The following is a 22,160-nucleotide window of genomic DNA, read 5'->3' as shown; positions in this document are numbered from 1 at the left end:
TCCCCCTCAGGCGCTCCAGGTCTGCCGTACCCATGCGTGCCGCGGATCGTCGCTGAACGCCATGGAGCGTCCCGCTCCGCGGTCCCCGCCGGCCAGCACATTCAGGTAGTACAGGTCGTAGCCCGGCATCGCCATCGACGGACCGTGGTAGCCGTACGGGATCAGCACCACGTCCCCGGCGTTGACCTCGCGCAGCACGTCGATCTCCCCGGCTGCCGAAGAGTAGACGCGCTGGTAGCCCGGTCCGCCTTCGTAGTAGTAGATCTCCTCCTTGGCACGCTCGCCGCCTTCGACGTCCTCGTCGTGCTTGTGCGGCGGCCAGGACGACCAGTTCCCGCCCGGCGTGATCACCTCCACCGCCAGCAGCCGGTCGGTCTCGAAGGCTTCCGGGGCGCAGAAGTTGTGCAGCGTCCGCGCGGAGGATCCGGCGCCGCGCTGCTCCACCGGAACCGCCTCGCGCGCGCCGTACCGGAACGGCAGATCGGTTTCCGCCCGCGCGGTCGGGATCGCCACCCGGCACGGGCCGTCGGTCGCGGTCAGCCGGACGGCGCTGCCCCGCGGGATGTAGGCGAAGTCGCTGGGACCTGCGAAGACGTCCTTGCGCCCCGCCAACTGGAACTCCTCGGCGCCGCACCGGACTCGGCACGAACCGGACAACGGCAGGACTAAAGCCTCATCTCCTGCGGTAAAGAACTGATATGAACCGGCGAACTCCGCGGTCTTCAGTCCCGCAAAGCGCCAGCCTGCCGATTCGGGCGTGATGTCGACCTGTGTCATACCGCCTCCCGATTGCTGCATAGCAGTACGGGGTTCCCCGGTCAACCTGTTGTCCGGACATAGTGACCGCAGCATACTGACCCCCATGGGGATCCGACCGCGGATCGAGGTGGACCGCTCCTCCCCGATCCCGCTCTACTTCCAGGTCGCCGAGCAGATCGCCGAGGCGATCCGCACCGGCGCGCTCCAGCCCGGCGACCAGCTGGACTCCGAGGTGCAGATCGCCGAGTCGCTCGGGCTGTCCCGGCCGACCGTGCGGCAGGCGATCGGGCATCTGGTGGACCGCGGCATGATCGTGCGCCGGCGCGGCGTGGGCACGCAGATCCTGCCGATGCCGGTGCGCCGGGAGATGGAGCTCACCAGCCTGCACGACGACCTGGCCCGCAGCGGGCGCGCGCCGGCCACCGACGTGCTGCTGCTGGCGCGCGTCCCGGCCGAGCCGGAGGCCGCCACGGCGCTCGGGCTGCCGGCCGGTACGCCGGTGACCAAGGTGGTGCGGCTGCGCCGCTCGCAGGGCGAACCGCTGGCGGTGATGCGCAACTGGCTGCCCGAGCCGGTGCCGGCGCTGAGCGCGGAGCTGCTGGAGACCCGGGGACTGTACGAGGTGCTGCGCAAGGCGGGGATCCGCATCTGCGTGGCCCGGCAGCGGATCGGCGCGTGCACCGCCGACGCCGAACAGGCGGCGCTGCTGGAGGAACGGCGCGGCGCGGCCCTGCTGACCATGGAGCGCACGGCCTTCGACGACAGCGGGCGGGCGGTGGAGTTCGGCAGCCACATCTACCGCGCGTCCCGGTACAGCCTGGAAGTCACCGTCACAGAGCACTGACAAGCACTGGGTAGCACTGACACCCGCGGAGGCACCGATGGGAGCACATTCCGCACGGTCCGGAAACCTTCGAACCCTGATAGCGGTCGGCGCGGCCGTCGCCGCCCTCGTCGCCGGCTGCTCCAGTTCCTCCTCCGGTTCCAAGCCGGCCGCCGTGAACTCCGCCGACCAGCCGAAGAACCCCACGCTGGTGATCACCGCCAACGACATCGCGGGCGGGAAGAACAGCAACGAGGCGAACTGGATCCAGAAGACGCTGATCCCGGACTTCGTGAAAGCCGAGGCGGCCAAGGGGATCACCGCCCACGTCACCTTCCGGCCCAACGGCGTGGACGACAACGCCTACAAGTCCAAGCTCGCCCTGGACCTGCAGTCCGGCACCGGCGACGACGTCTTCTCCCTGGACGGCATCTGGGTCGGCGAGTTCGCCGACGCCGGCTATGTCAAGCCGCTGAATCAGGTGGCCGGAGCCCAGGTCGACAGCTGGGACGGCTGGTCGCAGATCACCCAAGCCGTCCAAGCCCTCGGCGAGTACCAGGGCAAGCGTTTCGGCGTCCCGAACGGCACCGACGCCCGCGTCATCTTCTTCAACAAGAAGCTGTTCGCGCAGGCCGGGCTGCCCGCCGACTGGCAGCCGACGAGTTGGCAGGACCTCTACGACGCGGCCGCCAAACTCAAGACCCTGCCAGGGGTCACCCCGGTCCAGTGGGACGGCGGCGTCCCGATGGGCGAGGCCACGACGATGCAGGGCTTCCTGCCGCTGCTGTCCGGCGCGGGCGGCTCGTTGTGGGCGAACGGCAAGTGGATGAAGGCCGGCACGGCGTTCACCTCGGCGCTCGGCTTCTACCAGAAGATCTACGGCGGCGGTTACGGCGATCCGGTGTTGCAGGAGGACGCCAAGGGCCGCGACAAGTCCTTCACCGAGTTCGCGGCGAACAAGATCGGCATCTACGCCGAGTCCGACTACATGTGGCGCTCGGTCCTGAATCCCACCGGCGGCACCGCGCCGATGGCCGACCGCGACACCGATGTCGGCTACGCGCTGATCCCGTCGCAGACCCCGAGCTCGGGTGTGAAGGGCCAGGGCTTCGTGTCCTACTCGGGCGGTTCGGACTGGTCCATCAATCCCAAGACCAAGTATCCGCAGGCGGCGTGGGACTTCCTGGCGTTCCTGAACTCCAAGACCGAGACCGAGTCCCGGATCAGCGGCGCGCCGCTGCTCACCGCCCGGACCGACGTGAACCAGCAGGTGCTCGGCAACGACCCGATGCTGAAGTTCGCCACCGACAAGGTGCTGCCGATCACCGCGTTCCGGCCGTCGCAGGCGGCGTACAACGACGTGTCGAGCCTGGTCCAGAAGGCGGTCGCGGACGTGGTCGGCGGCAAGAGCCCGGAGCAGGCCGCGGCGGCCTACGAGAAGGCGTTGGAGGGGCTCGTTGGCGCGGACAGCATCGCCGCGGGCAGCTGAGGATCCGGCGGGGCTGGGCAGGGCAGGCGCGGCGGCGATCACCGCGCCCGCCCTGCTCGTCGTCGCCGCGTTCCTCGTCTTCCCCGCGCTGTGGACCCTGTATCTGGGCACGACCAACTACCGGCTGACCGGCTTCGCCGCGCGCCATCCGCACGGCGTGGGACTGCAGAACTACACCAACGTCGTCCAGGACCCCGGCTTCCACCACTCGCTGTGGCTGACGCTGGAGTACGTGCTGCTCTCGGCGGTGGTCGGCCAGGCGGCGCTGGGCTTCGCGATCGCCTGGATGCTGCGCGACGCCACCGGCTGGCTCAAACGGCTCATCGAGGCGCTGGTGCTGCTGGCCTGGATCCTGCCGAGTTCGGTGGTGGCGTTCTTGTGGGTGGCGATGCTGGACCGCGACTCCGGCACGCTGAACGCCCTGCTGCACACCCCGGGCACGGCGTGGGCGATCGAGCACCCGATGGCGGTCATCATCGTGTTCAACATCTGGCGCGGCACGGCGTTCTCGATGCTGCTCTACAGCGCGGCGCTCACCAGCGTGCCGCCCTCGCAGCTGGCGACGGCGCGGATGTTCGGCGCGAACTCCTGGCAGCAGCTGCGCGATGTGGTGTTCCCGCACATCCGCGGCCACATCCTGACCAACCTGCTGCTGATCTCGCTGTGGACGTTCAACGATTTCACGCCCTACCAGATCACCGCCGGCGGACCGAACGGCAAGTCGCAGATCCTGCCGGTGTACATCTACCAGACCGCCCTGTTCGACGGGCAGATGGGCCTGGGCGCCGCGATCTCCTTGCTGATGCTGCTCATCAACCTGATCGTGGCGCTGGTGTACCTGCGGCTGCTGCGCGAACGGCGCCGAGAGCCGGTGGCGGCATGACGGATCCGTCCCCGCGCGCGGTCGTGGCGAAGATCGGCCGCTACACGTTCTTGTCGGTCCTGCTGGGCTTCTTCGCGCTGCCGATGCTGTGGCTGGCCTCGGCGCCGTTCAACGCGCACCCGACCTTGGACGTGAGCATCAGCTCGTTTACTCTTCACAACTTCTCAGTCCTGCTGAAGGATCCGTATGCGCTGCCGTCGCTGTGGAACTCTCTACTGCTGGCAGGGGGTACGGCTCTGCTGACAGTGGGGTTCGCAGCGGCGGCGGCGTACGCGCTGAGCCGGGTGCGGGTCCCGGGACGCGACGGCATCCTGTACACGCTGCTCCTGCTGTCCTCGATCGTGACCGGGACGGCGGCGATGGTGCCCCTGTTCCAGCTGGCCTTCAAGCTGCACCTGATCGACTCCCGGGTCGGGGTGATCCTGGTCTTCACCGGCGGCCTGATCCCGGCGGCGATCTTCATCCTCAAGGACTTCACCGACGGCACGCCGAAGTCCTACGAGGAGTCGGCGCGGGTGTTCGGCGCCTCGCCGTTCCAGATCATGCGGCACATCGTGCTGCCGATGATCCGCCCCGGACTGGCGACCGTGACGGTCTGGGCTGTGGTGAACGTCTGGAGCAACTTCCTGATCCCGTACATTCTGGTCCGGAACCCGGACAAGTACCCGGCGTCGGTGGTGCTCTACACCTTCTACACCGAGGGCGGCCAGCCGAACCTCGCGCTGATCTCGGCCTTCTCGCTGTTGTACTCGATCCCGGTGGTCGTTCTCTACCTGTTCGTCAGCCATCGCTACGGTTTCCGGTTCCACGGCGGGATCAAGCGGTAGGAGGAGGAGTCCTTGTGGCCGAAATCAGAACCGTAGATCTGACCAAGACCTTCGCCGACGCCGGCGGCAGCGTCACCGCGCTAGACGCCTTGAACCTGACGATCGAGGACGGGGAGTTCTTCGCGCTGTTGGGTCCGTCCGGCTGCGGGAAGACCACGTTGCTGCGGACGCTGGCCGGGCTGGAGACGCCGAACAGCGGCGCGGTCCACATCGGCGAGGCGGACATGACCCGCACGCCGCCGGGCAAGCGCGGCGTGGCGATGGTGTTCCAGGATTACGCGCTCTTCCCGCACATGACCATCTCGGAGAACATCGCGTATCCGCTGCGCGTACGCGGGGTGTCGAAAGCCCGGCAGCGGGAAGCGGTTCTGGCCGCGGCCTCGGAACTCGGGCTCACCGGAACCGAGTCCACCGCGGGCTTGCTGGACCGGCGGCCGGGCGCTTTGTCCGGCGGGCAACAGCAGCGCGTGGCGCTCGCGCGCGCCACGGCGGCCGAGCCGTCCGTTTTTCTCTTTGACGAACCCCTGTCGAACCTTGATGCTCGTCTCAGGCTGGAGGCGCGGACGTTCCTCAAGCGGCTGCAGCGCGAGCTCGCCACCACCACGGTCTTCGTCACGCACGACCAGGCCGAGGCGCTGGCGCTCGCGGACCGCATCGCGGTCATGCAGTCCGGCCGGATCCGCCAGCTCGGCACACCGCGCCAGGTGTACCGCAGGCCGGCGAACACGTTTGTGGCGTCTTTCATCGGCTCCACGCCGATGAACCTGCTGGAGGGGGTAGTCCGTGACGGACGCGTTCTGGTCGCAGATTCCGCGATCGCGATGCCTGACGGGACCGGGGAGCGACTGGCCGAACGCACCGCGGTGGTCCTTGGCGCGCGCCCGGAGTACTTCCGCGTATCGCCGGATCCGCGCGACGGGGCGTTTCGGGGCACGGTAGAGGTCGCCGAGAACCTCGGCAGCTCGCTGCTGCTCACCCTGGACGTCGCCGGGACCGCGGTGCAGGTCGTGGTGGCCGAGGAGGACGAGCCGGAACCCGGCGCCACCCTGTGGGCGTTGCCCCGCAGAGACCGGACCCTGCTGTACGCGGATGGGGAGTTGGTGGGCTGATGCGGCTGGACGGCGTGTGGTGGCTGGAGGACCGGTTGCGGCAGCAGCTGCGCCCGGTCCCGTTCGAGGTGCCGGCCGGCGTCTCGCTGATCGAGGTCCGGCTGGACTACGACCGGTCCGCCGGCGCCGTCCTGGATCTCGGCTGCGCCGGTCCCGAGGGCTTCCGCGGGTGGTCGGGCGGAGCGCGGCAGGAGTTCGCGGTCGGCGCCCAGCGTTCGACGCCGGGGTATCTGCCCGGGGAGATCCTGCCGGGGGTGTGGCATGTCTGGCTGGGGCTGCACCGGGTCCCGCCGGAGGGCGTCCGGTACTCGCTGGAGATCACGTTCAGCGACAAGCGGGCGGCACGCACTCTGGAGTACCGCAGCCACAGCGTCAGGGCCCTGCAACGCCCGCCGGCCCGCGAGCTGCCGGGCGTCGAGGGTATGCGCTGGTACGCCGGAGACCTGCACGCGCACACCGACCACAGCGACGGCACGCTGAGCGTCGGCGCCCTGGCCGAGCTCGCGGCCGAGACCGGTCTGGACTTCCTGGCCGTCACCGACCACAACACGATCAGCCACTACCCGTTGCTGGAGAAGCATTCCGCGACGTCCGGCGTCACGCTGATCCCGGGGCAGGAGGTCACGACCGACCTCGGCCACGCGAACGTGTGGGGCGCCAAGGAGTGGATCGACTTCCGGCGCCCGGCTTCGCAGTGGATGAAGCAGGCGGAGAAGGCCGGCGCGCTGTTCTCGGTGAACCATCCGCTGGCCGGGGACTGCGCCTGGCGGCACCAACTGACCACGCAGCCCTCGATCGCGGAGATCTGGCACTGGTCCTGGTTCGACCGCACCTGGGGCTGGCCGCTGGCCTGGATGAAGCGGCATCCGGCGGCGATCATCCCGGTCGGCGGCAGCGATTTCCACGAGCCCGGCGGCACCCCGGCCTCGCTCGGCGCGCCGATCACCTGGGTGCTGGCCGAGGAGTGTATGACCTCTGCGATCCTCGCGGGCATCGCGGCGGGGCGCACGGCGGTCTCCGCCGACCGGACCGGACCGCTCGTGCTGCGCTGCGGCGACGAGATCGCGGCGGTGGACGCCGACGGGCTGATCCTGGTGCGCCCGGACGAGACGCGGGTCGTGGTGCGCGCGGACGGCGCCGGACGGCAGTCGTTCCCGGCGACGCAATCGGGCATGTACCGGTTGGAGACGTGGCGCAACGAGGTGGTGGCACTGTGCGCGTGACGGAGCCGCCGGCGCCGGTATGGCCGGTCAAGGTCGCGACTGCCCCGGTCAACTTCGGGATCTACTCGACCGCGAATCCCTTCATCAGCGCCTCGGAATACGCGCGGATCGCCGTGGACTGCGGATATGAGGGTACTGATCTCGGGCCGCACGGCTACCTGGACGAGGTGCTGGCCGCCGACGACTCCGATCTGCCGCTGGCGGGCGGTTGGCACGACCTGAGGTTCGGGCAGAACGACGGGTTCGCCGCGGACCTGGCAGCCCTCGAAGACACCGCCCGACTGCTGCACGCGCGCAACCACTACCCGGACATGAGCAGCTTCGCGCCGAAGCCGACGCTGGCCTGCCCGCCGTCCGGGCCGTTGGACGCCGCCGGGTGGGGACTGCTGGTCCGGCAGGCGTACCGGGCCGCCTCGCGCTGCCGCGAGCACGGTCTGGAGCCGGTGTTCCACCACCATCTGGACACCAGCATCGAGACCCCGGACGACATCGACCGGCTGCTGGAGCTGACGGAGCTGGAGCTGTGCCTGGACACCGGGCATCTGCTGGCGGCCGGGGGCGATCCGCTGGCGATGCTGGAGCGGTGGGGGGACCGGGTGCGGCACGTGCACGTGAAGGACGCGCTGGCGGACGGGACGTTCTGCCGGCTCGGCGAGGGGTCGCTGGATGTGGCGGCGTTCTTGGACGCGTTGCGGGAGCTGGCGTACGAAGGGTGGATCGTGGTCGAGCAGGACGTGCCGGACCGTGGGCAGGATCTGGGGCAGATCATCGCGGACATGCGGCACAACCGGGCGGTGCTGGCGGGGTTGGGGGTCTGATGGCGGGCTTCGGTTTTCCTGGCGGCGGTCGGGGTTCTGGTACGGGTCCAGTCTCTGACGCTGATCAGGGTTCTGTGGTGCGGGTCGCGGTCGTCGGGCTGGGACATGTGGCGCGCCATGTGCACCTGCCGCTGCTGACCGGACTCGGGCAGTACTTCCGCATCACAGCGGTCTGCGATTCCCAGCCCGGGTACGCCGCCGAGGTGGCGCGCCAGGTCGGCGTTCCCGGCTCCGGCGTCTTCGCCGACACCCGCAGCCTGTTCGGGTGCGGCGAGTTCGACGCGGTGCTGCTGCTGACGTCCGGGTCGCACGCGTCGTTGGCGGTCGAGGCGCTCAAGCGCGGGTATCCGGTCTTCTGCGAGAAGCCGCTCGCGCACACCGCCGACGAGGCGGCGCTGGTGGCGGGCGCCGGCGAGCGCCTGATGCTCGGCTACATGAAGCAGTACGACCCGGCGGTGACCAAGGCGCTGGGTGCCCTCGACGCGGCGGCGATCCGGCACATCGATGTCAGCGTCCTGCATCCCCCGGAGCGGTTCCCGGCGACGGACTGGACCCCGGCCGCCGCGCCGCCGCCGAAGCACACCGGGGCGCGCGAGCACTGGGAGTACCGCGCGGTGCTCGACAGCGCGTGCCACGACGTGGCGCTGATCCGGCTGCTGGCGGGCGTCGCCGAACTCGACGTCGACGCGGCGGCGTCCTGGGGCGCGCGCGACGGCGAGGCGGGCTCGCTGGAGTTCTCCGGCCCGCTCCCCCACGGCCGCTACACGGTGCGCTGGCACTTCCTGCCCGACTATCCCGAATACGAGGAACGCGTCCGCGTGCACACCGAAGCCGGCACCCACGACCTGTCCTTCACCAACCCCTACTTCTTCGGCGCCGACTCCGGCTTCGAACGCGAACTCCTCGCCTTCCACGCCCTCGCCACCACCGGCACCCCGCCCCTGAGCGGCGCCGCCGAGGGCGCAGCCGACGTCCGCACAGCGCTGAAAGTCCTGCACGCGCTGGGCAAGAGCGCATGAACGAACTCGTCGTCGTCCCCCACACGCACTGGGACCGCGAGTGGTACCAGCCCTTCCAGCGCTTCCGCCTCCGCCTGGTGACCGTCCTGGACCGCCTGCTGGCCCAACTCGCCGCCGACCCCCGCACCCGCTTCACCCTCGACGGCCAGACCGCCGCCATCGACGACTACCTGGAGATCCGCCCGGAGCAAGAGGCACTGATCCGCGAGCTGGTCGCACGCGGGCAGCTCGCGCTGGGCCCGTGGCGCGTGTTGGCGGACTCGTTCCTGTGCTCCGGCGAGAACCTGATCCGCAACCTGGAGATCGGCCTGCGCCGCGCGAACGAACTCGGCGGCGCAATGCGGATCGGCTACCTGCCGGACCAGTTCGGCCACACGGCGCAGCTACCGCAAATCCTGCAGCTGGCGGGCATCGAGCAGGCATGCGTCTGGCGCGGCGTACCGGAGGCGGTGCACACGACGGAGTTCTGGTGGCAAGCGCCGGACGGCACAGCAGTGCGCACGCGCTACCTGCCCGAGGGCGGCTACGGCGGCGCAGCAGGCGTGTTCACAGAGCCCGACCCAGCAGTGGTGCGCCAGCGCGCCGAGGAGCATGCACGGGCCCTGCGACACTGGCAGCCGAAGGGCCCGCTCCTGGCAATGTACGGCACGGACCACTCGGCACCGGTGGAGGGGCTGGCGGACTTGGTGGCGGGCGCCTCTGGCAACGCGGAGTCGGTCCGCATCCGGCTCGACACCCTCGCAGGGTTCTTCGATACGGCGACCGATAACGGTTCCGGCGCACACACCGGCACGGCCGAAGCAGGCGAAGGACTCGGCGACGGCATCGGGGCAGCCGGCGGCGCGGATGCTGGATCTCGAGCCGAGAGCCTCAGCAACAACATCAGAACAGAAAATGGATCTGGCACCGGTAATGCCGAAGGACTTGGCAGCGACAGTGGAGCAGCCCGCGGCGCGGATGCTGAATCTGGTGCTGGTGCTGGTGCTGGTGCTGGAGCTGGTGCTGGATCCAGTGCTGGTGCTGGTAGCGCCGAACGTCACGGCAGCAGCGGCGCGGATGCTGGATCTGGTGTTGGTGCTGAATCTGATATCGATGGCGCCGGTTCCGGTGGTCCCATCACCGTCCGGGGCGAGCTGCGTTCCCATGCGCGAGCCAACATCCTGCCTGGCGTGTTGTCGTCGCGGGTGGGGCTCAAGCAGGCGTTGAGTCGGGCTGAGCGGGTGGTTGAGCGGTATGCGGAGCCGGTTGCGGCGCTTTATGGGGCGGGGGCGGTGTGTCGGCCTTTTTTGGATTTGGCGTGGCGGCGGCTGGTTGATTCTTCGTGTCATGACAGTGTGACGGGCTGCGGGGTTGATGCCACTGCTGATCAGGTCGCGGTGCGGATTGCTGAGGCTGGGGATCTGGGGCTCGGGGTGGTTGATCTGGTGTTGGGGGCGGTTGCGGAGTCTGTGCCTGATGGTGGGCAGGTGCTGTTCAATCCGTCGCCGTGGCGGCGGGCTGAGGTGGTGACGCTGGAGCTGCCGGCGGGGCGGGCCTTGCGGGGTGCTTCTGGTGAGAAGGTGCTGCATCAGGTGCTGGACACGGTCGAGGAGTCCTTTGCCGACGAGGTGGTGGCGCCTGGTGATCTCGACCGGTTTCTGCGGAAGATTCATGGTCGCGAGCTTTATGGTCGGCAGATCGCCGCGTGGCATGTCGATCCGGATGCCGCGACCATCGACTTCGAGCTGGCGACGACGTCCGATCTGGTCTTCGATGTCGCCTCCGTGCGTGCCGCCGCGGCCGGCGCGACGGTCGAGGCGTGGTGTGTCGAGGTTCGCGTTCAGCCGCGGGCCACGGTCGCCGCGCTCGTCGATGTCGGGCCGCTCGCGCTCGGCGCGCTCACCGCGGTGCCCGCCGGCAGTGTCCCGGCTTCGCCGATGAAGAACATCGCTGCCGGCCGGCGTGCGTTGTCCGACCTCGACAACGGCTTGGTGCACGTCGCCCTGCGCTCCGACGGGCTCCTGGACGTCCTCGCCGCCGACGGCACGCACGCCGCGGGCCTCGGCGTGGTCGTGGACGGCGGCGACCTCGGCGACGAGTACAACTACGCCCCGCCGGCGCACGACCGGCTCGTCGATTCGCCCGACGAGATCTGGAACCGGGTGCGCTGGAGCGGTCCGCTCACCGGGTCGCTGGAATCAGTGCGCTGGTACAACTGGCCGACCCACGCCGACGCCGCCGCCGGCTCCCGCGCCGACACCGCCCACACCACCGAGATCACCACGCGCCTCGAGCTCCGGCTCGGCGAACCGTTCGTGCGCCTCAGCATCGCCTTCGACAACCGCAGCGACGACCACCGCGTCCGCCTCCACCTCCCGCTCCCCCGCCAGGCGACGCACTCGCACGCCGAGGGGCAGTTCGCCGTCGTGGACCGGCCGCTGACCGCCGAGGGCGGCTTCGGCGAGCGCCCCGTGCCGACGTTCCCGGCGTACGGCTGGGTCGCCGCCGGAGGTTTGGCCGTCCTGCTGGACCACGTCAGCGAATACGAACTCGTCGACGACGGCTGCACCCTCGCGCTCACCCTCCTGCGCTCCGTCGGCCTGCTCTCGCGCAACGACAACGCCTGGCGCGAGGAGCCCGCCGGACCACAGTTGGCAACACCGGGCGCGCAATGCCGTGGAGTCCGCACCGTGGAGCTGGGCCTGTTCCTCTACGCCGGCGAGTGGCACACATCAGGGCTCCTCGACGCCGCAGAGCGCTACCGCCACCCGTTCACGACCCTCGCCGGACGCAGCCAGGACCCGGCGAGCGTCCCCGCGGTCCCGAAGGGAGGCGTCGAGATCGGCGGACGCGGAGTGGTTCTGAGTAGTTGCCGCGACGTCGGCGGCGAGGACCCCGAAGTACGCGTGGTCGCTCTCACGCCGGAACCGACTACGGCGACGATCCGCACCGCGCACGACCACCACCAGGTGACGATGCGCCCCTGGCAGGTCTCCACGACCGTCGCCAGGGGCGCGTCAGGCTGATGCGAACACCGAACTACGAATGACGAAATATCAGCTACCGAAGACCAGCCCAGTGGCCGTTCGCCTGCCGGTACTCCGGTGGTTTGCGGTACTTGCGAAGCATCTGTTCCTTGGAGTGGCGGATCGCGTAGGTGACACGGGTGTGGAAGTAGAGGAGCTTCCCCTGCCCGCGCGCGCCGAGTCCGTGGTGTCCCTTGGCCGGGCTGTTCTTGGCCATGCGCTTTCAACTCCTTGCCTGCCGGAGCCGCGGGACGGCGGCGTCCGTGACCTCACGCTAAGCCGGAGCACGGTGACGGGCCACTGGAGCGCCTAGCGGCGAACCAGCAGCGATTCACCGCCAACGCAGCAGCAATACAGCAGCCGCGAAGCCCCGCGCCTCAGCAATCCGCCCGCAGCAGCATCGCCTCGTCCGGATAACACCAGGCCCAGACCTCCCCGGGCTCCAGCGAGCGGATCACCGAATGTCCCGTGGCCCGCCAGTGCGCGGTGGCGTGCCGGTTCTGCGAGTTGTCGCAGCAACCCACATGGCCGCAGATGAGGCACTCGCGCAGGTGCAGCCAGCGGCTGCCGGTCGCACGGCACTCCCGGCACTCGTCCGCGGAGTCCGGTTCGGCGTCGCGGAGCTGGTCCAGGTGGGCGCAGCGCCCGCCGTTCGCGGGGACGTACACGGGGATGGGCATGAGGTGGCTCCTCGCGTGTCTGATTCGTCACGTCGCGTCCGATGTCACGGGGCGCACAGACGGTTGGCGCGGAGCGTAGCGGCTGGAGATGACCTGCCATGGGACGCGCGGGAAACAGCGGATCGGCGATAAGCTCGATTACCCCCGCCGGTACGACCTTCCCGGCGGGACCGCCGCGGAGCACGCCAAAGCCCTACCATGGAGTGATGCGGAATGTGGACCCGGGGTATGACGCACGTGCGACGCCTACCCTGGCAGACTTGCCTGTCATGGGGGTGAACTCGTGACGACGACACAGCCGCTGGAAAACAGCACCGAGACCACGGCGCGCGACGGAGACGTCGAGGCGGCGCCGCAGGCCGGCGCCCGGCGCCGGAGCTGGATCCCGGGCCCGGTCCTGCCGCAGAAGTTCCGGCCGACCAACCGGCCGAAGCTGTGGCTGGAGATCGCGCTGATCGCGCTCGGCTACTACCTCTACACCCTGACCCGCCTGGCCGCGCCGGCGCACGAGTCGGCGGCCCAGGACCGCGGCCACGACATCCTGCGCGTCGAGCACTTCCTCGGCCTGAACTTCGAGCGCAGCTTCAACCACTGGGTCTACAGCGTGCGCTGGCTGGCGTTCTCGATGAACGTCTACTACGCCACGCTGCACTTCATCGTGCCGATCGCGGTGCTGGTGTGGGTGTACTTCAAGTTCCCGGACCGGTACCGCGCGATCCGGACCGTGATGATCTCGATGACGCTGATCGCGTTGTTCGGCTTCTACTTCTACTCCCTGGCGCCGCCGCGCCTGCTGGAGAACGGCAACTTCGTCGACACCTTCAAGCTGCTGAACCCCTGGGGTCAGACGTCGGCGACCTCCGACGGCGTCGCGGGGCTGGGCAAGTCGACGAACGAGTTCGCGGCCATGCCCTCGCTGCACATCGGCTGGTCGACGTGGTGCGCGCTCGTCATCGCGCACCTGGCGCAGCGCAGGTGGGTCAAGGTGCTCGGCATCGCCTACCCGTTCTGCACCTTCGCCGTGATCATCGGCACCGCCAACCACTACGTCCTGGACGCGGTGGGCGGCCTGGTGACCCTGGGTCTGGGCTTCCTCGTCCAGCGGATCATCCAGGGCCGGCCGGTGTTCGCGCCGGTGCCGAAGCCCGCCGGAGAAGCCCCGCTGCCGCGCCAGCCCGACGGTTCGGCGACGGCGCCCGAACCGGACGACGGGGTGTCGGCGGAGCTGGTACGGCCGCCGATCCACACCCGGACGTAGCCAGCCGCCGGACGACCGGCAGAAGCGACAGATCGAACGGGCCCTTCACGGGGCCCGTTTTCTTTTGGCGCCTCAGCCCTCCGCAGCCGTCCGCAGCTCGCGCGGCTCCCTCAGCGCCGCCCGCAGCCCTCACCGCCCGAGCGCCGCCAGCCGCGCCTCGAAGCCGTCCAGCATCGCCGTGAGCCCGAAGGCGAAGCTCTCCTCCGGCGTCCCGGCGTAGGAGGCGGCCGGGCTGTCGACGCGCTCGCGCAGCTTGGGGAAAGTCCGCGCGATCGCCACCGAGTTCTCCTTCGCCTCGGTGAACGCGCGCGCCGCATCGTCCCCACCGAGCGCCAGCCGCCGGTTCAGGGCGACCGTCGCGGCCGGAGCCAGCGCGTTGCCCAGCACGTAGGTGAACACGGCCGCCGCGGCCCGGTCGGCGTCCGCCGGCGCGAAGCCCGCGGCTTCGTAGACCGCGAGCAGGTGGTCGTCGTGGCGGGACTTGCCGGGACCGTAGAGCAGGTAGCCGCCGAACGCCTGCCCCATCCAGGGATGGCGGGTGAACATCGCGTGCGCGCCGGTCGCGGTGCGCACCGCCGCCTCGCGCCAGCCGACCAGCGCCGGGTCCGGCAGCCCGACCTCGGCCCAGGCCGCGTCGGTGGCCCGCCGGACCAGCTCGTCCTTGGTCTTGATGTGCCAGTAGACGGCGGTCGCGGCGACGTCCAGGCGCTTGCCGAGGGCGCGCATGTTCAGGCCGTCCAGCCCTTCCTCGTCGAGCTGGGCGATGGCCGCCTGGAGGATCTGGTCCGCGGTGAGGGTGTTCCGGGGCATGGCGCCAGTGTACTTGCACTTAGTTCAAGTCCGGGCTACGGTTCCACTTGAACTAAGTAAAAGTAGAGGCGACAGGGGAGATCGACATGGCTTCGCAGGGCACCGCTCAGGAACTGGCCGCGTTCGTCGCCGAGGCGGCGAAGGCGTACGACGTGCCCGGCGTCAGCGTCGGCGTGCTGCTCGACGGACGCGAGTACTTCACCTCGGTCGACGTGGACGAGCGGACCCTGTTCCACATCGCCTCGGTGACGAAATCCTTTACCGCCACCGCGCTGATGCGCCTGGCCGCCGAGGGACGAATCGACCTGGAGGCACCGGTGCGGACCTACGTGCCGGAATTGAAGCTGGCCGACGAGACGCACGCCGCGCGCATCACCGTCCGCAACCTGCTGGACCACACCGGCGGCCTGGAGTGGAACCTGATCGACACCGGATCCGGCACTGGCACGGACTCCGGCACAGCCGACGGCGACGGCTCGCTCGCCGCGTTCGTCGCCAAGCTGGTCGCGCTCCCGCTGATCGCCGAGCCCGGCGTCCGCGCCTCGTACAGCCAGGCCGGGTACAACCTGCTGGGCCGGGTGATCGAGAAGGTCACCGGGCAGTCCTACGAGCGGGCTGTCGCCGAGCTCGTCCTCACCCCGCTGGGCCTGATTGACACCGTCTTCGACCTCGACGACGTGATGGTCCGCACGTTCGCGGTCGGCCACAACCGCGACGCCGACGGCGTCCTGCACGCCGCCACGCCGTGGAAGTCCTACCCGGCCGGCACGCACGGCAACAACCCCGGCGGAGGCGGCGTCTCCTGCGCCGCGGACCTGCTGCGCTGGGCCCGTTTCCACCTCGGGGAGCAGGTCGGCGCCGCCGAGCAGGTGCTGTCGGTCGAGGCGCGCCGCGCGATGCGGGAGCCGAAGTCCGAACTGCGCGGCTCCACGCTCGGCGACGCGTTCGGCTTCGGCTGGTTCCTCAACGAGATCGGCGGCGTGCGCACCTTCGGCCACGGCGGCAGCGGCAACGGCCAGTTCGCCGAACTGCTCGCGGTCCCCGAGCGCGGCTTCGCGATCGCGGTGCTGAGCAACGCGACCGAGGGCTACCAGCTGAATCAGGACATTGTGAAGTGGGCGCTGGAGCACTTCCTCGCGGTGGTCGAGCAGGACCCGGAGCCGGTGGCTTATGACGCCGACCGCAACCGCGCCGTGGTCGGCCGCTACGAGATCGACGCGATGAACCTCGACATCGCCGACGACGGCGAGCACCTGACCCTCGCGGTCGGCATCAAGCCGGAGATCCGCGCCGCCTCCGACGCCGACATGCCGCCGGACTATCCCGCCGCCGCCATGGGTTTCCTCGCCGCGGACGGCGACGACTACATCATCACCGAGGGCGGGCTGAAGGGGCAGCGCGGGGTGTTCGCCCGGGACGAGAGCGGCGCGATCGTCGGGATCGACATCGCGGGGCGGTTGTTCGGGCGCGCCGGCTGAGGATCAGGTCAGGTCTCAGAGCACACGGCGCGGGAACAGCCTCACGAATCGTGAGACCGTCCCGCGTCGTGGTTCCATTCGTAGAAGACGCGCTCGACGACGGCCCGGGCCCGGCGGGCGCCGCGCCGGTACTCCTCGACGAACTCCTCGCTGTTCTCAGAGCCCAGATACATCGCGATGCCGGCGCGTTCCTTGATGTCGTTCGGGATCGAGTCGCTGGCCCGGCCGCGCACCAGCATGATGCCGTTGCGGACGCGCGTGGCCTCGATCCAGGCCTCGTCGAGGATCTCGGCGTCGTCGGCTTCCAGCAGTCCGGCGTCCACAGCAGCGGACAGCGCCAAGCGGGTTCGAGTCGTCTGCAAGGCGGGGATTTCGTGCGCGTAGCAGAGCTGGAGCAGCTGCACGGTCCACTCGACGTCGGCCAGTCCGCCGGGACCGAGTTTGGTGTGCAGCGCCTTGTCCGCGCCGCGCGGAAGGCGTTCGGCTTCCACGCGTGCCTTGATACGCCGGATCTCGCGCACCGAGGTTTCATCGAGCCCTGACGAAGGACGGCGCAGCGGGTCGATCAGCTCCATGAACTCGCGCCCCAGTTCGGGGTCGCCGGCGACCGGTTCGGCGCGCAGCAGAGCCTGCGACTCCCAGACCTCCGACCAGCGGCGGTAGTACTCCGCGTAGGAGCTGAGGGTCCGCACCAGCGGTCCCTGGCGTCCTTCCGGGCGCAGGTCGGCGTCGATGATCAGCGGCGGGTCCGGGGTCGGGATCTGGAGCAGGCGGCGCAGTTCGTTGGCGACGGCGTGGGCGGCATCGGTCGCGGCGCGTTCGCGCTGGGCGGAGACGCCGCGGCGGGGGGAGTTCGCCTCGCCGCCACCGTTTGCGCCGCCACCGTTTGCGCTGCTGCCGTTTGCGCTGCTGCCGTCTGTGCCGCTACTGCCTTCGCTGCCTTCGCTGCCTTCGCTGCCTTCGCCGCCCTCGTCCGGCAGCGGATCGTGCACGAACAACACGTCCGCGTCGCTGCCGTAACCGAGTTCCCGCCCGCCGAACCGGCCGGCGGCGATGATCGCGAAGCGGGTCGGCAGCGGCGTGCCGAGCCGGTTCTCGACCGCGGTGGTGGCCGCCTGCAGCGCGCCGCTGAGCGTCGCGGCGGTGACGGCGCTGAGACCGTCGCCGATCTGCTCGACGGTCAGCAGTCCCAACAGGTCTGCGGCGGCGATGCGGAACAGCTCGCGGCGCCGGACTGCGCGCGCCGCAGCCACCGCCGCTTCGGGCGTGGAGGCACGGCCGACCGCCGCGAGGATCTCCGACTCCAGCACCGGACGTGCGCGCGGCACCAGGTTCGCCGGATCGCCGAGGATGGCCACCGCTTCGGGCGCCCGCAGCAGCAGGTCCGGGGCGTAGCGGCCGGAGGCCAGGACGCGCGCCAGATGCTCGGCGGCTGCGCCTTCATCGCGCAGCAGCCGCAGGTACCAGTGCGTGTCTCCCAATGCTTCGGACGCCTTGCGGAACGCCAGGAGTCCGCCGTCGGGGTCCGCCGCGTCCGCGAACCAGTCCAACATGACCGGCAGCAGCGTCCGCTGGATCGCTGCCCGCCGGCTCACCCCCGAGGTGAGCGCCGTCAGGTGACGCAACGCTCCCGCGGGATCGGTGTACCCGAGTGCTTCCAACCGTGACTGTGCAGCCTCCGGCGACAAGTGAACAGCACCACCCAATGCGGCTTGGCCCGGCGTCAAGCGGGCCACCGCGTCTAACAACGGTCGATAAAAGAGCTTTTCGTGCAGGCGCCTTACTTCCCGCTTGTGCCGTTTCCATTCACCGTTCAGCTGATCCACTGGATCCTTGCGGAAACCCATCGACCGTCCGAGGCGGCGGCGTTCCACCTTCTCCTCGGGCAGGGTGTGGGTGCGCCGGAGCCGGTGGATCTGCAGCCGGTGCTCCAGCGTGCGCAGGAAGCGGTAGGCCTCTGCCAACGCGCCGGCGTCGGTCCGACCCACGTATCCACCTGCGGAAAGAGCCGCGAGCGACTCGAGGGTTCCGCGCTGGCGGAGCGCCGGATCGGTGGGTCCGTGCACCAGCTGCAGCAGCTGCACCGCGAACTCGATGTCGCGCAGACCGCCGGAGCCGAGCTTCAGTTCGCGCTCGGCTTCCTTGGCCGGGATGTGGGCGATGACACGCCGCCGCATCGCCTGCACGTCCGCGACGAAGCCCTCACGCCGCGAGGCCGCCCACACCATCGGCGTGACGGCCTCGACGTACTTGGCGCCCAGATCCGGATCGCCGGCGGCGGCCCGCGCCTTGAGCAGCGCCTGGAACTCCCAGGTCTTGGCCCAGCGCTCGTAGTAGGCGACGTGGCTGGCCAGCGAGCGGACCAGCGGGCCGTTCTTGCCCTCGGGGCGCAGGTTGGCGTCGACCTGCCAGATGGCGCCCTCGGAGGTGGTGTCGGAGCAGACCCGCATCATCGTCGCGGCGAGCTGGGTCGCGGTGCGCAGCGCCAGGTGCTCCTCGTCGGGGTCGGTCCCGTCGGGGGCGGCGGCGACGAACACCACGTCCACGTCGCTGACGTAGTTGAGTTCGCGCGCCCCGCACTTGCCCATGGCGATGACCGCCAGCCGGGCCGGCGGGGAATCCTCGGGAAGTTCCGCGCGGGCCACCGCGAGCGCCGCCTCCAGGGTGGCGGTGGCGAGGTCGGACAAGTCGGCGGCCGTTTGGTCGTACGTCGCGGTCGCGTCGTCCTTCAGAGCGGCGCCGATGTCGCGCGCGGCGATGCCCAGCAGGGCGTCCCGGTAGGCGACGCGCAGGGCGTCGCGCGCGGGGATCCCGGCGAGGGCGGCCACCGGATCGGGCGCGGCGGCGTCCGCCCCGACCGCCTCCAGCATCAGCCGCCGGAAGGCCGGGGCGAGGTCCTCGACGTCGAACTCCACGAGCCCGTGCCAGCCGTCGGGATGGCGCTCCAGGTGCTCCCCGAGCGCCACGCTCACCCCCAGAACGCCGAGCAGGCGGTCCTGGAAGGGCTTGGCGGCGGCCAGGGTGGCGGCCAGCGTCTCGGCGTCGCCGGCGGCCTCCAGGAGCCGTCCGGTGGCGGCCAGCGCCAGATCGGGGTCGGCGGTGCGGCCGAGCGCCTCCAGGAACAGCGGGTCGCCGCTCAGCTCCCCGAGCGGAGCCTCGGCCAGGGTCTGGAGGGCGGATTCGGGATCGGCGAACCCGAGCCTGACCAGACGCGAGCGTGCCGACTCCGGTTCCCGGCCAAGTGCCGCCGTCTGTGCCACCCGGCCCAATCTAGCCGACGGCGATCGCCACCGGCGCCTGGTGTCCGCCGAGCCGGCCGCCTCGCGCGCGGCGGGGCTGTTCAGGGCACGATCACGGTCGCGGGCACGCCGCCGATCACACCGCGTAGCCGCGCAGCTTGCGGTACTGGCGATAGAAAAACAGGCTGTCCGGGCAGAAGTCGTCCTGCTCGATCTTCTCGGCCAGCTCCGCCTCGGTGAGGAAGCCGAACCACTCGACCTCCTCGGGCTGCGGGACCACCGGGCCGGTGACGGTCGCGGTGTAGACCGAGCCCCACTGCGGCACCTCGGCGTCGTCGAAACGCCACCTGCCGACCGGCCGCAGCACGACGTTGCGCTGCCCGACCTCCTCGGCGGCCTCCCGGCGCGCGGCCTGGTCGTAGGACTCGCCGGCCGGGACCATGCCGGCCACGAACATGTCGTAGTACTGCGGAAAGACGCGCTTCACCGCGGCGCGCCGGTGCACCAGGATCCGCCCCGCGCTGTCGCGGAACAGGATGTCGACACTGCGGTGCCGCAGGCTCTTGTCGGTGAGTTCGCCACGGCGCACGATCCGCAGGATCCGGTCGTTCTCGTCGACCTCGTAGACGAGTTCTTCGTCGGGGTTCATCTGATCATCAAAGCACGGGGAACCCGGATGAATCCTTCTCGCGGCGCGGTGTCTCTTATCGGGGAGTCGGCCGCACGGCCGAGTGGGGCGTACACGAGGAGGACACCGGGATGATGTGGGCGACAGTGGCAGTCGTGGCGGCGGTGCTGGTATGCGCGTGCACCGTGTCGCTGATGCGGAAGCGGGGTCGGACGCGTGGGTGAACCGGCGACGGCATGGCCGGGCGAGCGCCTGGTGCGAGCGGCGCAGGACGGCGACGCCGAGGCGGTGCGCGCACTGGTGGCGGGGTCCTACCCGCACGTACTGCGCTTCGCCAGAACCCTGTGCGCGACGCCCCAGGACGCCGAGGACGCCGCGCAGGAGGCGGTGATCATCCTGTACCGCCGGATCGGCATGCTGCGCGCCACGGCGGCGCTGGGGTCGTGGATGTTCCGCATCGTGCGGAACGAGTGTCTGCGGCGGGCGCGGGTCGCGATGCGGCGGCGGGACACACCGTGGGGCGTCGACGTGGCCTGCGACGCGGTGGAGGACGACGTGCTGGCGCGACTGGAGGCCGAGGCGGTCGTCGCGGCGATCGTGGCGCTGCCGGAGGACCTGCGCAGGGTGCTGATCATGCGGGACGTGCAGGGCTGGTCGGGGCGCGGTGTCGCGCAGGAGCTGGGGCTGAGTGTGGCGGCGATGAAGTCGCGGTTGCACCGGGCTCGGGCGATGGTGCGGGCGGCGCTGGTTTCGGAGGGGACGGACGGAACGGAGGGAACGGAGGTGGCGGGTCGTGGGTGGTGAGGGTGTGCGGGTGCTCGTGGCTGGGGGCGGGGTCGTGCGGCCGGTCGCGGATGACGGTGTGCAGGTACTCGTGGCGGCGGAGGACCATAAGCCTGCTGTGCCTGAACCCGGTCAGTTCGCGAGCGCCTCCCTGCCGCGGCATCTGGCGCGCGGCTTTGTCGGCTTCGGATCGATCGTCGCCGGTCTGGCTCTGATCCCGCTCGTGGGGATCGCGGCGTTGCTCCTGGTCCCGGTCGGTCTGCTCGCACTTCGCGGTTGTCCGATGTGCTGGACCATGGGGTTGATCCAGACCGTCTCTGCGGGAAGGGTGCGGCGCGAGTGCGTCGACGGCCGCTGCGAGTTGCGGGTGCCGGGCCGTGATTCTCAGGGGTGAGCGAAGATCCGCCCGAACACCGGGCCCAGCCATGGTTTGCGGCCGAAGGAGACCATGCGGCCGGCGGCGATCTGGCGGGCTTGGGAGCTGCGGCCGCTGGCGGTGAGGACCAGGGCCACCGGGTCGACCCAGATGTGGCAGTCGGTGCGGGCCGGTGCCGGGTCGCGGTGGGTCTCGACCTGCGGGCCGTCGACGTCCACACCGATGGTCACACCGCCGCGGACGTGGATGCGGAACACCGCGTGCACGGCCGCGGCGCGGGAGGCGTCGACGGTGCGCGGGATGGTGTCGAGGTAGGCCAGCGAGATGATCAGCCGCGCGATCTCCGGCGGGACCACCCACTTCTGCCCGGAGGCGCGGGCCACGTCCAGCACGTGCAGCGCCGTCTCGCTCAGGAAGAGCCCCACCACGGCGGCCAGCGACAGCGGCGTGTCGAGGCCGAACCACGGGATGCCGCACGGCTCGTCGGGGTCGCGGCCGTCCAGCGCCGCGACCAGGGCGGCGGCGCCGTCGCGGAGCTGGCCGGGGACCGCGAGGTAGGCGTCGGGATGGGCCTGCGCGAGCGTGGTGGCGTTCAGCACCGCGACACGCTGCGCGAGGTCGGGGTGCACCGGCACGACCTTGTCCCAGCGCTTGACGTCCAGCACCCCGGCCGCCGCGGCGGAGTAGGCGGTGCACGCCATCCCCAGGTGCACGGCGACGTCGGCGGCGTTCCACCCCGGCAGCTGCGACACCGCCTTCGGATCCCCCATCCCCTCGACCACCCGCGCCGCCCGCTCGGCGAGCGCCGGCACGGCGACGCGCGCGGCGGCGAGGTCTTCGACCAGGGTGGTACGGGTGCGCGGCATCAACTGCTCCCGGCTGCGTGTCAGGGTGTTTGTATCCAGTTCCGGACAGAACCGGACGGGACGTCTGATAGGACAGCAGCCAGGAGC

At 70.4% G+C, this 22,160-nt stretch carries 20 protein-coding genes; 13 read left to right on the top strand and 7 right to left on the bottom strand.

Features of this window, described 5'->3' with window-relative positions; translation table 11 throughout:
- Nucleotides 1–6: 6 nt before the first annotated feature.
- Nucleotides 7–777, bottom strand: coding sequence for a 5-deoxy-glucuronate isomerase (gene iolB / locus CACI_RS08595; protein ID WP_012785939.1), 771 nt, complete (start codon nt 775–777; stop codon nt 7–9).
- 85 nt (nt 778–862) lie between these two features.
- Here iolB and CACI_RS08590 point away from each other — a divergent pair, with 85 nt between their 5' ends.
- The 9 genes from CACI_RS08590 (at nt 863) to CACI_RS52160 (ending at nt 11,955) form a co-directional block, all read left to right on the top strand.
- Nucleotides 863–1,603, top strand: coding sequence for a GntR family transcriptional regulator (locus CACI_RS08590; RefSeq protein WP_012785938.1), 741 nt, complete (start codon nt 863–865; stop codon nt 1,601–1,603).
- A 37-nt stretch (nt 1,604–1,640) separates the two neighbouring features.
- On the top strand, nt 1,641–3,071 hold the full coding sequence (locus tag CACI_RS08585; protein ID WP_012785937.1) for an extracellular solute-binding protein: 1,431 nt from the start codon (nt 1,641–1,643) through the stop codon (nt 3,069–3,071).
- A complete protein-coding gene (locus CACI_RS08580) occupies nt 3,040–3,954 on the top strand; it encodes a carbohydrate ABC transporter permease (protein ID WP_012785936.1) in 915 nt (304 codons plus the stop codon). Before CACI_RS08585 ends, CACI_RS08580 begins: the two co-directional genes overlap by 32 nt.
- Nucleotides 3,951–4,781 (top strand): carbohydrate ABC transporter permease, encoded by an 831-nt coding sequence (locus CACI_RS08575; protein WP_012785935.1) that lies wholly within the window; start codon nt 3,951–3,953, stop codon nt 4,779–4,781. The genes CACI_RS08580 and CACI_RS08575 overlap by 4 nt, the downstream gene beginning before the upstream one ends.
- A gap of 14 nt (nt 4,782–4,795) precedes the next feature.
- On the top strand, nt 4,796–5,890 hold the full coding sequence (locus CACI_RS08570; protein ID WP_012785934.1) for an ABC transporter ATP-binding protein: 1,095 nt from the start codon (nt 4,796–4,798) through the stop codon (nt 5,888–5,890).
- Nucleotides 5,890–7,113 (top strand): CehA/McbA family metallohydrolase, encoded by a 1,224-nt coding sequence (locus tag CACI_RS08565; protein WP_012785933.1) that lies wholly within the window; start codon nt 5,890–5,892, stop codon nt 7,111–7,113. Before CACI_RS08570 ends, CACI_RS08565 begins: the two co-directional genes overlap by 1 nt.
- Nucleotides 7,104–7,931 (top strand): TIM barrel protein, encoded by an 828-nt coding sequence (locus CACI_RS08560; RefSeq protein WP_012785932.1) that lies wholly within the window; start codon nt 7,104–7,106, stop codon nt 7,929–7,931. Before CACI_RS08565 ends, CACI_RS08560 begins: the two co-directional genes overlap by 10 nt.
- Before the next feature lie 77 nt (nt 7,932–8,008).
- Complete coding sequence (locus tag CACI_RS08555) at nt 8,009–8,950, top strand: Gfo/Idh/MocA family protein (RefSeq protein WP_190276735.1); 942 nt, start codon at nt 8,009–8,011, stop codon at nt 8,948–8,950.
- Nucleotides 8,947–11,955, top strand: a complete 3,009-nt coding sequence (locus CACI_RS52160; RefSeq protein WP_012785930.1) for a glycoside hydrolase family 38 N-terminal domain-containing protein — start codon at nt 8,947–8,949, stop codon at nt 11,953–11,955. Before CACI_RS08555 ends, CACI_RS52160 begins: the two co-directional genes overlap by 4 nt.
- 34 nt (nt 11,956–11,989) lie before the next feature.
- On the opposite strand, the gene CACI_RS08545 is transcribed toward CACI_RS52160, so the two are convergent.
- Nucleotides 11,990–12,172 (bottom strand): hypothetical protein, encoded by a 183-nt coding sequence (locus CACI_RS08545; RefSeq protein ID WP_012785929.1) that lies wholly within the window; start codon nt 12,170–12,172, stop codon nt 11,990–11,992.
- A 160-nt stretch (nt 12,173–12,332) separates the two neighbouring features.
- On the bottom strand, nt 12,333–12,635 hold the full coding sequence (locus tag CACI_RS08540; protein WP_012785928.1) for a UBP-type zinc finger domain-containing protein: 303 nt from the start codon (nt 12,633–12,635) through the stop codon (nt 12,333–12,335).
- Nucleotides 12,636–12,918: 283 nt separating this feature from the next.
- Here CACI_RS08540 and CACI_RS08535 point away from each other — a divergent pair, with 283 nt between their 5' ends.
- The gene (locus tag CACI_RS08535) at nt 12,919–13,893 is read left to right on the top strand and encodes a phosphatase PAP2 family protein (protein WP_012785927.1); all 975 of its coding nucleotides are present in this window, start codon (nt 12,919–12,921) and stop codon (nt 13,891–13,893) included.
- Nucleotides 13,894–14,022: 129 nt separating this feature from the next.
- Here CACI_RS08535 and CACI_RS08530 read toward each other — a convergent pair whose 3' ends face one another.
- Nucleotides 14,023–14,703 carry a TetR/AcrR family transcriptional regulator gene (locus CACI_RS08530; RefSeq protein WP_012785926.1) on the bottom strand — a complete coding sequence of 227 codons (681 nt, stop codon included), beginning with the start codon at nt 14,701–14,703 and terminating at the stop codon, nt 14,023–14,025.
- An 86-nt stretch (nt 14,704–14,789) separates the two neighbouring features.
- Between CACI_RS08530 and CACI_RS08525 the strand changes: the two genes are divergently transcribed.
- On the top strand, nt 14,790–16,181 hold the full coding sequence (locus tag CACI_RS08525; RefSeq protein ID WP_012785925.1) for a serine hydrolase domain-containing protein: 1,392 nt from the start codon (nt 14,790–14,792) through the stop codon (nt 16,179–16,181).
- A 41-nt stretch (nt 16,182–16,222) separates the two neighbouring features.
- Here the strand turns inward: CACI_RS08525 and CACI_RS08520 are convergent, their stop codons facing one another.
- Nucleotides 16,223–19,441 (bottom strand): bifunctional [glutamine synthetase] adenylyltransferase/[glutamine synthetase]-adenylyl-L-tyrosine phosphorylase, encoded by a 3,219-nt coding sequence (locus CACI_RS08520; protein ID WP_012785924.1) that lies wholly within the window; start codon nt 19,439–19,441, stop codon nt 16,223–16,225.
- 115 nt (nt 19,442–19,556) lie between these two features.
- Complete coding sequence (locus tag CACI_RS08515) at nt 19,557–20,069, bottom strand: NUDIX hydrolase (protein WP_012785923.1); 513 nt, start codon at nt 20,067–20,069, stop codon at nt 19,557–19,559.
- 195 nt (nt 20,070–20,264) lie between these two features.
- Here CACI_RS08515 and CACI_RS08510 point away from each other — a divergent pair, with 195 nt between their 5' ends.
- Both CACI_RS08510 and CACI_RS08505 read left to right on the top strand, forming a co-directional pair.
- Nucleotides 20,265–20,852 carry an RNA polymerase sigma factor gene (locus CACI_RS08510; RefSeq protein ID WP_012785922.1) on the top strand — a complete coding sequence of 196 codons (588 nt, stop codon included), beginning with the start codon at nt 20,265–20,267 and terminating at the stop codon, nt 20,850–20,852.
- A gap of 4 nt (nt 20,853–20,856) precedes the next feature.
- Complete coding sequence (locus tag CACI_RS08505) at nt 20,857–21,225, top strand: hypothetical protein (RefSeq protein WP_223297485.1); 369 nt, start codon at nt 20,857–20,859, stop codon at nt 21,223–21,225.
- Here CACI_RS08505 and CACI_RS45270 read toward each other — a convergent pair.
- Nucleotides 21,216–22,073 (bottom strand): maleylpyruvate isomerase family mycothiol-dependent enzyme, encoded by an 858-nt coding sequence (locus CACI_RS45270; protein ID WP_012785920.1) that lies wholly within the window; start codon nt 22,071–22,073, stop codon nt 21,216–21,218. The genes CACI_RS08505 and CACI_RS45270 overlap by 10 nt on opposite strands.
- Nucleotides 22,074–22,160 lie beyond the last annotated feature (87 nt).

The sequence above is a fragment of the Catenulispora acidiphila DSM 44928 genome, assembly GCF_000024025.1.
Taxonomy (GTDB): Bacteria; Actinomycetota; Actinomycetes; order Streptomycetales; family Catenulisporaceae; genus Catenulispora; species Catenulispora acidiphila.
The sequence above is the reverse complement of the archived record's forward strand: the minus strand, read 5'-3'. Positions and strand labels throughout refer to the sequence as shown.

What these genes read in the sequence shown, in the direction of transcription:
- iolB (WP_012785939.1), bottom strand. Translation starts at nt 777, where the DNA reads ATGACACAGGTCGACATCACGCCCGAATCGGCAGGCTGGCGCTTTGCG.
- CACI_RS08590 (WP_012785938.1), top strand. Translation starts at nt 863, where the DNA reads ATGGGGATCCGACCGCGGATCGAGGTGGACCGCTCCTCCCCGATCCCG.
- CACI_RS08585 (WP_012785937.1), top strand. Translation starts at nt 1,641, where the DNA reads ATGGGAGCACATTCCGCACGGTCCGGAAACCTTCGAACCCTGATAGCG.
- CACI_RS08575 (WP_012785935.1), top strand. Translation starts at nt 3,951, where the DNA reads ATGACGGATCCGTCCCCGCGCGCGGTCGTGGCGAAGATCGGCCGCTAC.
- CACI_RS08565 (WP_012785933.1), top strand. Translation starts at nt 5,890, where the DNA reads ATGCGGCTGGACGGCGTGTGGTGGCTGGAGGACCGGTTGCGGCAGCAG.
- CACI_RS52160 (WP_012785930.1), top strand. Translation starts at nt 8,947, where the DNA reads ATGAACGAACTCGTCGTCGTCCCCCACACGCACTGGGACCGCGAGTGG.
- CACI_RS08545 (WP_012785929.1), bottom strand. Translation starts at nt 12,172, where the DNA reads ATGGCCAAGAACAGCCCGGCCAAGGGACACCACGGACTCGGCGCGCGC.
- CACI_RS08540 (WP_012785928.1), bottom strand. Translation starts at nt 12,635, where the DNA reads ATGCCCATCCCCGTGTACGTCCCCGCGAACGGCGGGCGCTGCGCCCAC.
- CACI_RS08530 (WP_012785926.1), bottom strand. Translation starts at nt 14,703, where the DNA reads ATGCCCCGGAACACCCTCACCGCGGACCAGATCCTCCAGGCGGCCATC.
- CACI_RS08525 (WP_012785925.1), top strand. Translation starts at nt 14,790, where the DNA reads ATGGCTTCGCAGGGCACCGCTCAGGAACTGGCCGCGTTCGTCGCCGAG.
- CACI_RS08515 (WP_012785923.1), bottom strand. Translation starts at nt 20,069, where the DNA reads ATGAACCCCGACGAAGAACTCGTCTACGAGGTCGACGAGAACGACCGG.
- CACI_RS45270 (WP_012785920.1), bottom strand. Translation starts at nt 22,073, where the DNA reads ATGCCGCGCACCCGTACCACCCTGGTCGAAGACCTCGCCGCCGCGCGC.